This window comes from Rhodococcus sp. (in: high G+C Gram-positive bacteria), assembly GCF_049286785.1.
Classification (GTDB): Bacteria; Actinomycetota; Actinomycetes; order Mycobacteriales; family Mycobacteriaceae; genus Rhodococcus_F.
In genome coordinates this window covers 1-2233 of record NZ_JBAQEO010000789.1, presented here as the reverse complement: position 1 = coordinate 2233, position 2233 = coordinate 1, and the positions used below count along the sequence as shown (strand labels likewise).

Sequence of the window (2233 nt, the reverse complement as noted above, 5' to 3'; positions counted from 1 at the left end):
CTCATATACTCATCGAACGACGGATCCGGATGCTGCGCAGCCAGATGCTGGTCGATCAGCTCGAATCCTTCACCAGCTCGGTCGCCGAATGCCAACACGTGCCGCAGGGTCGGAACGTCGAGTGCGGCAGCCTCTGCTGCAAGCGGCCGCGAGACCGCTTCTGACGCCGTCACGAAGACCTGCATTCCGGCCGCTGCACCCATGCGCTCGAGCTCATGGCTGCGGTACTGCACCGGAAAGGGCGTGACGATGCCCCCGAGCTGGGCAACAGCAAGGTAGATCATCGGGAGCTCGACGACATTGGGCAACTGAACCCCTACCACCGTGCCGGCCGAAACGCCGTGAGCAAACAGCACGCGTGCGAGTCGTTCCACCTCTATTCCGACCTCCGCCCACGTGAGGCGGCGGGGCGCTCCCGTCGTAAAGGACAAGCGGTTCGGTGCATCGACGAGTGCGAGCACGTCGGGGCGCTCCCTGCAGTGTTCGTCGAGTCGTTCGGACCATGTACGACCACTCCACCAGCCGTCGCGCTGATAGCCCTCGGCGACCTCGTCCGCGAACAGTCTCAAGCTTGACCTTCTCCTCGTTCCGTGCGAATCAGCCGGCGCACCCACTCCGACGTCTCCGTGAGCTCTGTGAATATACTATTACATAGGAAGTGACTTGTGATCCACCTCTCATGAGTAAACTCTGCCGAAACACCCAGGTGAGATCGATGGTCATGACGAAGACGCAGCATTAATCGTGACTGCAACTCCAGCATGCCGATGGCATTGTGGAAGTTTCTTCAATAGAAGTAGCAACAGAAGACATGTCCGGAACAGCAGAAAAGGTGCACTGCATGAGCGATCTCGTCCGAGTGGACGTCCACCGGCACGTCGGCGTCGTCACCCTCAACCGGCCGCATCGAAAGAACGCGTGGACAGTGCCGATGCAACGCGAATACTTCGACGCCCTACAAACCCTGACCGACAATCCAACCGCTCGCGTACTAGTCCTGACCGGCGCGGGCGGATCTTTCTGCCCGGGCGCCGACACCGAGGCGCTCTCCACCTACACCGAGACCGGCACCACCAACCCCGAAGCCGAAACCATCGTCCAACCCGAATGGTTCCCGATCACCGTACCCAAGCCGATGATCGCGGCGATCGAGGGACCCTGCGCCGGAATCGGATTCGTTCAGGCACTGCAGTGCGACATCCGAATTTCCTCACCGACCGCTCGATTCTCGACCGCATTCTCCCGTCGCGCTCTGCCCCCGATGCACGGTGCTGTGCCACTGCTCGAACGAGTGGCGGGCGCCGCTGCAGCCGCGGAACTACTACTGACCGGACGGACCTTCGACGGCAGCGAAGCCGCGCGCCTCGGCGTGGTTCACCAACTCGCCTCGGAGCCCTTGACTGCCGCGATCGAGTTGGCCCAGGACATGGCCTCCCGCTGCTCCCCCGCCTCGCTTGCACGCATCAAGTCCGATCTCTGGGCGCCTCACCTCGATCGCATCGCCGCCGCCGCCGAGCAAGTTGACGCAATTCTCCCCGACGTGCTCGGTTCAGCCGACTTCCGCGAAGGAGTCGTGAGCTTTGTCGAACGCCGAGATCCCCAGTTCTCCCCTCTACCACCACAATTCGGAAGGCAATCATGAATCCCCTACCCCAACCGCTTCGACTACCCGTCGTGTCGGCGCCGATGTTCCTGGTCTCCGGTCCCGAACTCGTCATCGCAGCCAGCACATCAGGCATCGTCGGCTCGTTTCCCGCCCCCAATTGCCGCACATCCGGGGATCTCGACGCCTGGATGGGAACTATCAACGACGGCATCAGCAGTGCCCGACGTGATGGCGTTGCGCCCGCGCCCTGGGCGTTGAATCTCGTGACTCACAGCACCAACCAACGCCTCGCCGAGGACCTACGACTGGTTGCCGAACATCAGCCCCCGATAGTCATCACAGCGCTCGGGTCACCGGCACCGGTCATGGATGTCGTCAAGAATTACGGCGGCCTTGTCATCGCCGATGTCGTCAACATAAAACTTGCACGCAAAGCTGCGGGAGTCGGCGTCGACGGTCTCGCGTGCATCTCCGCAGGCGCAGGCGGCCATACCGGACACCTGTCACCGTTCGCGTTCATTTCTGCGGTGCGCGAGTTCTTCGACGGCTTGGTGAGCGTCGGTGGCGGCATCAGCGACGGCCATGGTGTGGCCGGAGCTATCGCGGCTGGAGCCGACCTGGTCTACA

General features: G+C 62.3%; 3 protein-coding genes. 2 read left to right on the top strand and 1 reads right to left on the bottom strand.

Annotation, left to right across the window (positions count from 1 at the left end):
* The coding region (locus WAW17_RS28480; RefSeq protein WP_422336211.1) for an AMP-binding protein at positions 1–569 on the bottom strand (569 nt) is incomplete at its 3' end.
* Between the two features lie 272 nt (positions 570–841).
* Between WAW17_RS28480 and WAW17_RS28475 the strand changes: the two genes are divergently transcribed.
* Positions 842–1642 (top strand): enoyl-CoA hydratase-related protein, encoded by an 801-nt coding sequence (locus WAW17_RS28475; protein ID WP_422336210.1) that lies wholly within the window; start codon positions 842–844, stop codon positions 1640–1642.
* Positions 1639–2233: NAD(P)H-dependent flavin oxidoreductase (locus tag WAW17_RS28470; protein WP_422336209.1), on the top strand; the 595-nt coding region annotated here is incomplete at its 3' end. The genes WAW17_RS28475 and WAW17_RS28470, both read left to right, overlap by 4 nt.